At 74.8% G+C, this 6,486-nt stretch carries 7 protein-coding genes; 6 read left to right on the top strand and 1 reads right to left on the bottom strand.

Translation table 11 applies throughout. The features are described 5' to 3' along the window. From ACRDP3_RS15970 to ACRDP3_RS15945, 6 genes are all read left to right on the top strand, one after another. Positions 1 to 346: ADP-ribosylglycohydrolase family protein (locus tag ACRDP3_RS15970; RefSeq protein ID WP_431517616.1), on the top strand; the 346-nt coding region annotated here is incomplete at its 5' end. Continuing rightward, positions 343 to 1,485, top strand: a complete 1,143-nt coding sequence (locus ACRDP3_RS15965; RefSeq protein ID WP_431517615.1) for an ADP-ribosylglycohydrolase family protein — start codon at positions 343 to 345, stop codon at positions 1,483 to 1,485. The genes ACRDP3_RS15970 and ACRDP3_RS15965, both read left to right, overlap by 4 nt. A 2-nt stretch (positions 1,486 to 1,487) precedes the next feature. Further along, positions 1,488 to 3,029 carry an ADP-ribosylglycohydrolase family protein gene (locus tag ACRDP3_RS15960; RefSeq protein WP_431517617.1) on the top strand — a complete coding sequence of 514 codons (1,542 nt, stop codon included), beginning with the start codon at positions 1,488 to 1,490 and terminating at the stop codon, positions 3,027 to 3,029. Continuing rightward, on the top strand, positions 3,026 to 3,919 hold the full coding sequence (locus tag ACRDP3_RS15955; RefSeq protein WP_431517614.1) for a ribokinase: 894 nt from the start codon (positions 3,026 to 3,028) through the stop codon (positions 3,917 to 3,919). Before ACRDP3_RS15960 ends, ACRDP3_RS15955 begins: the two co-directional genes overlap by 4 nt. Beyond that, complete coding sequence (locus tag ACRDP3_RS15950) at positions 3,919 to 5,172, top strand: CaiB/BaiF CoA transferase family protein (protein ID WP_431517613.1); 1,254 nt, start codon at positions 3,919 to 3,921, stop codon at positions 5,170 to 5,172. Before ACRDP3_RS15955 ends, ACRDP3_RS15950 begins: the two co-directional genes overlap by 1 nt. After that, positions 5,169 to 6,053, top strand: a complete 885-nt coding sequence (locus tag ACRDP3_RS15945) for an HpcH/HpaI aldolase/citrate lyase family protein (protein WP_431517612.1) — start codon at positions 5,169 to 5,171, stop codon at positions 6,051 to 6,053. Before ACRDP3_RS15950 ends, ACRDP3_RS15945 begins: the two co-directional genes overlap by 4 nt. A 10-nt stretch (positions 6,054 to 6,063) precedes the next feature. On the opposite strand, the gene ACRDP3_RS15940 is transcribed toward ACRDP3_RS15945, so the two are convergent. After that, a partial coding sequence (locus tag ACRDP3_RS15940; protein ID WP_431517611.1) for a prolipoprotein diacylglyceryl transferase family protein occupies positions 6,064 to 6,486 on the bottom strand: 423 nt, incomplete at its 5' end.

Genomic DNA, 6,486 nt, shown 5'->3' with positions numbered 1-6,486 from the left:
CATCTACAGCTACGGCATCGCCGCCGCCGAGACCGTGCCGGTCGCCCTCGCCCTCTTCCTCGCGGGCGGCGGCTCGATCGCCGAAGCGGTGCCGGCCGCCGCCTGCCTGTCCCGGGTCGCCGACTCCGCTCCCGCGCTGGCTGGGGCGCTGGCCGGTGCCTTCGGCGGCGGCGCCGTCATTCCCGGCAGCTGGCGGGCGGCCTGCCGGACGCTGTCCGGCTGCGCGCTTCCCCGCCTCGCCGACACCGACCTCGTCGAACTCGCCGAGCTGCTCGCCCGTACCGAACTGACCACCCCCGAGTACGCACCCGGGTGCACATCCGTGGAAGGACCGATCCGCACATGACACCGCAACTGGAGGACCGCATCACCGGCTGCCTGGTCGGAGCCGCGGTCGGCGACGCGCTGGGCGGTCCGGTCGAGGGATGGACGCCGGAGCAGATCCTCGAGCGGCACGGTGGCCGGGTGCGCGGCATCGTCGGCCCCTTCTACGAGGAGTGGCGCACCGCCCGGCCCATCGCGCCGTACCACAAGGGTGACGGGCACGTCACCGACGACACCCTCATGACGCACGCCCTCGTGCGGGTCTACGAGGCGGTACGGGACCACCTCGACGCCTACTCCGTCGCCGGCCATCTGGTGCCCGACCTGATCGGGAACCCCCGCTGGATTCCCGAACTCGAGGCCGAGGCACTGCCGTTGCAGCGCATCTTCCTCGCCGAGAAGTGGATGGTCGCACGGCTGCACTACGGTCACGTCGACCCGCGTGAGGCGGGCGTCGGCAACATCGTCAACTGCGGTGCAGCGATGTACATGGCGCCGGTGGGCGCCGTCAACGCCGGTCATCCGGCGGCTGCTTACGCCGAGGCGCTGGATGTGGCCGGCGCCCACCAGTCCTCGTACGGTCGGGAGGCCGCGGGCGTGTTCGCGGCGGCCGTCGCCGCCGCCTGCGCGCCTGGCGCGACGCCGCGTTCCGTCGTCGACGAGTCGCTCGCGCTGGCCAAGGACGGCACCCGCGGCGCCATCGAGGCGGTGTGCGAAGTGGCGGTGCGGCACGACGACTTCGAGGGCGCCCTGAAGCCGCTGCGGGAGGCGGTCGCCCCCTTCGACACCGTCGGCCCGGATTACCGGCAGCCCTCCCTCGGGGCGCGCCGCCCCTCGCGGCTGCACTCCATCGAGGAACTGCCCATCGCGCTCGGCATGCTGCTGGTGGGCGACGGGGACTTCCGCCACACGGTCCTGGGCTCGGTCAACTACGGCCGCGACTGCGACTCCATCGCCACCATGAGCGGCGCGATCGTCGGCGCGCTGTACGGCGAGCCGGCCGTGCCGCGGGAGTGGAGCGAGGAGGTCGCCCGCGCCAGCAGGCTCGACCTGCACGCCCCGGCGGGGGCGCTGGCCGAGGTCACCCGCGAGGTCTTCGCCCGCGACCGGCGCCGCCGCCGGGACCACGAGACCGCGTTCGCGGCCATCGCGGGGGCGTGACGATGTCCAGCTCCTCCGGCGGTCATCCGGCCACCTCCTCCGCGCCCGGGCGGGAAACCTCGGCCTCCCCGGGGCCGGGCTCGCTCACGGCGACCACCGCACCGGCGCCCTTGCGCCTCACCTGGGTGCAGCCCGAGGACCTGGTCGGGCACGAGCTGCGGCAGGCGGCCGAGGACGGCCGCGACGCGGCGGCGATCGAGCGCGAATGGCTCGCGGCGGGCGGCGCCACCGCGCCCGAACGGGCCGGGGCCTCACCGGACCCGGCCGACCCGCGCCTTCGGGCGCTCGCCGGTCGGCTGCTCGACGAACTCGCCCTGCTACCTTCCCCGTCGGCCGCGACGGAGCCCACGGACCTCGCGGCGATCAAGGCAGCCTGCCCGACCTGGCCCGCGCCTTCCGCGGGCGAGGCCGAAGGCAACCCGCCGCCCGGACAGGGCCTGAGGGCGCGGCTGGAAGCCGGGTGGCTGGGGCGGGCAGCCGGCTGCCTGCTCGGGAAGCCCATCGAGAAGCTGCCCCTCGCCGGCATCCGCGAGCTCGCCCCGGCCATCGGCAACTGGCCGCTGGAGCGCTGGTTCACGGAAGTGGGCCTGCCCGCCGACACCGCCGCGCGATGGCCCTGGAACCGGCGCAGCCGCCCCACCTCGCTGGCCGAGAACATCGACGGCATGCCCGAGGACGACGACCTCAACTACCCCCTGCTCGGGCTGCTGTTGCTGGAACGTCACGGCACCGGATTCAGCACCGCCGACGTCGCGAAACTGTGGCTGGAGGAACTGCCCGCGGGCCGCACCTTCACCGCCGAGCGCGTCGCGTACCGCAATCTGCTCGACGGCCTCGACCCGCCGCACACCGCGCGGCATCACAATCCCTTCCGGGAGTGGATCGGCGCGCAGATCCGCGCCGACATCTTCGGCTGGACCCACCCCGGCGACCCGGCGGCCGCCGCCGAACTGGCCTGGCGGGACGCCACGCTGACCCATACCGCGAACGGCGTGTACGGCGAGATGTTCGTCGCCGCGGTGGTCGCCGCGGCGGCGGGCGGCACGGCGGATGCCGCCACCTGCCTCCGGACGGGCCTGAGCGTCGTCCCGGAACGCTCCCGGCTCGCCCGCGCCGTCCGCTTCGGCATGGACGCGGCGCTCGCCGAACCGACGGGCACCGCCGCGGGGTTCGACTCCGTCGTCGACCGGCTCCACGACACCTACGGGCACCATCACTGGGTGCACGTCCTGCCCAACGCCGCCTTGCTCGCCGCCGCCCTCACGCACGCCGGCGGCGACTTCACCGGCTCCATCTGCCGTGCCGTCGCCGGCGGCTGGGACACCGACTCCAACGGGGCGACCGCCGGTTCCGTCGCCGGCCTGCTCGCGGGTTCGCCCGGCGCGCTGCCGGCCCGCTGGACGGCACCGCTGCGGAACCGGCTGGCCACCACCGTCGGCGGTCTGGACGGCATCGGCTTCGACACGCTCGCGGAACGCACCACCGCCCTCGCCGTCACCGGGCGTTCCGCGCCCGCCGACCGACAGGAGACCCCCGCACCATGACCACCCCTCCGGCCATCGCGGTACTGGGCAGCACCAACATGGATCTCGTCGCCTACGTCGCCACCGCCCCGCGACGTGGCGAGACCGTCACCGGTCACGCCTTCCGTACCGTCCCCGGCGGCAAGGGCACCAACCAGGCCGTCGCCGCGGCCCGCGCGGGCGGCGCGGTGTCGATGATCGGCGCGGTCGGCGAGGACGACTTCGGCGTCCGGCTGCGCGGCGCTCTCGCCGAATCCGGCGTGGAGACGGGCGGTCTGCGCACCGTCGGCGGCGAGAGCGGCACCGCGCACATCGTCGTCGTCCCCGGAGCCAACGGCACCGTCGCCGGGCTGGCCGCCGGCGACGAGGAGCGGATCGCCGCGGCCGATGTGCTCCTGCTCCAGCTGGAGATCCCGCTCCCGGGCGTGCTCGCCGGAGCGCGGGCCGCCCGCGCGCACGGCGTACGCGTCGTGCTCACCCCGGCCCCGGCCCGGCCGCTCCCCACCGAACTCCTGACCGTCACCGACCTGTTGGTGCCCAACGAGCACGAGGCCACCGTCCTGACCGGCAAGCCCGACCCGCACGACGCGGCGGCCGCGCTGCTCGCCCTCGTCCCCGAGGTCGTCATCACCCTCGGAGAGGCCGGCTCCCTGCACGCCATACGGGGCGCCGCCCCCGTGCAGGTCGCCGCCCCGCGCGTACGGGCCGAGGACACCACGGCCGCCGGTGACACCTTCGTCGGCGCCCTGGCCGTCGCCCGCGCGGAGGGCCGCGCCATGCCCGAGGCCATGGCCTGGGCCTCGGCGGCGGCCGCCCTCTCCGTCCAGCGTCCCGGTGCCTCGGCGTCCATGCCGCGGCGCGCCGAGATCGACGCCTTCGCCACCCTGAACCAGGAAAGCCGAACGCCCTGATGAGCGACTCCCCTGCGGGTGAAGCCCCCGCACCCCAGGCACCCGCACCCGCACCCGCACCCGGCAGCTCCGCGCCCCTCGACGGGCTCCGGGTCCTCGATCTCGCCACCCTCTTCGCCGGTCCGCTCGCCGCCACCATGCTCGGTGACTTCGGCGCCGACGTGATCAAGATCGAGCATCCGCACAAGCCCGACCCCTCCCGCGGCCACGGCCCGTCCAAGGACGGCGTCGGCCTGTGGTGGAAGCTGCTGGGCCGGAACAAGCGGAACCTCACCCTCGACCTGTCCGGTCCGGACGGCCGCGAGGTGCTGCTGCGGCTGGCAGCCGAATCCGACGTCATCATCGAGAACTTCCGCCCCGGCACCCTGGAGAAGTGGGACCTGGGCTGGGAGCGGCTCTCGGCCGCCAACCCCCGGCTGGTGCTGGCCCGGGTCACCGGCTTCGGGCAGTTCGGCCCGTACGCCCGCAGGCCCGGGTTCGGCACCCTCGCCGAGGCGATGAGCGGCTTCGCCGCGATCACCGGCGAGCCGGACGGACCGCCGACCCTGCCGCCCTTCGGCCTCGCCGACTCCATCGCCGCGATGTCCACCGCGTACGCCGTCATGGCCGCGCTGCACGGCCGGGAGCGCACCGGCCGCGGACAGGTGATCGACATGGCGATCATCGAGCCGATCCTGACGGCGCTGGGCCCGCAGCCCACCTGGTACGACCAGCTCGGCTATGTGCAGCCCCGCACCGGCAACCGGTCCACCAACAACGCTCCCCGCAACACCTATCGCACCGCCGACGGCGCCTGGCTGGCCGTCTCCACCTCCGCGCAGTCCATCGCCGAGCGGGTGATCCGGCTGGTGGGGCACCCCGAGTTTCTCGACGAACCCTGGTTCGCCACGGGCGCGGGCCGCGCCGCGCACGCCGACGAACTGGACGAGGTGGTCGGCGGCTGGATCGCCCGCCACGACCGCGCCGAGGTGATCGCCGCCTTCGAGCAGGCCGAGGCGGCCGTCGCCCCCATCAACGACATCCGCGACGTGCTGGCCGACGAGCAGTACCGGGCACTGGACTCGATCACCGCGGTCGAGGACGAGGAGCTGGGCACGGTGCGGATGCAGAACGTCCTCTTCCGGCTCTCCGAGACGCCGGGCGCCATCAAGTGGGCGGGCCGCCCGCACGGCGCGGACACCGACGCGGTCCTCACCGAACTCGGCCTCAGCGAAAGGGAGATCACCGATCTCCGGGACGGCGGCGTGCTGTGAGCGGCGAGTTCATCCCCCTCACCTGGCTGTACGCACCCGGGGACCGCCCCGACGTCGTCGGCAAGGCGTTCCGCTCCGGCGCCGACGTGGTCATCGTCGACCTGGAGGACGCGGTCGCGCCCGAGCGCAAGACGTACGCGCTGAGCGCGACGGCCGAACTCCTCGCCGACCCACGGCCCGGCCCGGTGCCGGTCCATGTCCGGGTCAACGCGCTGGGCGGCCCGCTCGCCGGGACCGACGTACGCACCCTCGCCGCACTGCCCGGTCTGGCCGGGCTGCGCCTGCCCAAGACCGACAGCGCGGCGGACGTGGCGCGGGTCGCCGGGTGGGCGCGGGAGGCGAGCACCGGGGACGCCGTACCGGGGGCCGCCGTGCCGGAAGACGCCGTGCCGGGCCTCTACCCGCTCCTCGAATCAGCCCTCGGCATCGAGCACGCGTTCACGATCGCCACGGCGCACACCGCCGTCCGCGGCATCGCACTCGGGGAGACCGACCTGCGGGCCGTGCTGGGCGTGACCGGTGAGGCCGGACTGGCCTGGCCGCGCAGCCGGGCCGTCGTAGCCGCCCGGGCGGCCGGTCTGGACCCGCCGCCGCAGTCCGTCTACCCGGACGTACGGGACACCGAAGGGCTGGCCCGCTCCTGCGCACAGGGCCGGAGCCTGGGCTTCCTGGGCCGTACCGCGATCCACCCACGCCAGCTGGAGGTCATCGAGCGGGCCTATCTGCCCACCGCGCGAGAGACCGAGGCCGCCGAGGAGGTCGTGAAGGCGGCGGCCGCCGACGCCGGCGCCACCGCCCTCCCGGACGGCCGGTTCGTCGACGCGGCCGTCGTCGCGGGCGCGCGGCGGACGCTGGCACTGGCCGCGCGCCGCCGCGGCTAGTCGCGTGGCCTCAGGTCTGTTCGGCTGCGCTCTCCGGTGCCCGTACGGGAACCGAGCGGGCCGTGTCGGTGCCGGTCTCGCCGGGGTCCGGGGCAGTGGCACCGGACGCCTGCCCGGGCTCCGGCGCCGTCTCCTTCCCGGTCTCCCCGGAGGGGCCGGTGCCGTCTCCCCGGGCATCGTCGCCGGAGGCGCCCGGCTCGACGGTCGTCTCCCGCCCGGGAGCCCGCCGCGCGGAGATCACGAAGGCGACCACGGCAGCGACGAAGACCAGGAGCGAGACCCAGTCGTTGAGCCGAAGCCCCGCGATGTGATGTGCGTCGTCGACCCGCAGGTATTCGATCCAGAAGCGTCCGACGGTGTAGGCCGCGACGTAGAGCGCGAAGGCCCGTCCGTGCCCGAGCTTGAAGCGGCGGTCCGCCAAGATCACCAGCAC

It is taken from the genome of Streptomyces sp. (assembly GCF_050698815.1).
Classification (GTDB): domain Bacteria; phylum Actinomycetota; class Actinomycetes; order Streptomycetales; family Streptomycetaceae; genus Streptomyces.
The sequence above is the reverse complement of the archived record's forward strand: the minus strand, read 5'-3'. Positions and strand labels throughout refer to the sequence as shown.

What these genes read in the sequence shown, in the direction of transcription:
- ACRDP3_RS15960 (WP_431517617.1), top strand. Translation starts at nt 1,488, where the DNA reads ATGTCCAGCTCCTCCGGCGGTCATCCGGCCACCTCCTCCGCGCCCGGG.
- ACRDP3_RS15950 (WP_431517613.1), top strand. Translation starts at nt 3,919, where the DNA reads ATGAGCGACTCCCCTGCGGGTGAAGCCCCCGCACCCCAGGCACCCGCA.
- ACRDP3_RS15955 (WP_431517614.1), top strand. Translation starts at nt 3,026, where the DNA reads ATGACCACCCCTCCGGCCATCGCGGTACTGGGCAGCACCAACATGGAT.
- ACRDP3_RS15965 (WP_431517615.1), top strand. Translation starts at nt 343, where the DNA reads ATGACACCGCAACTGGAGGACCGCATCACCGGCTGCCTGGTCGGAGCC.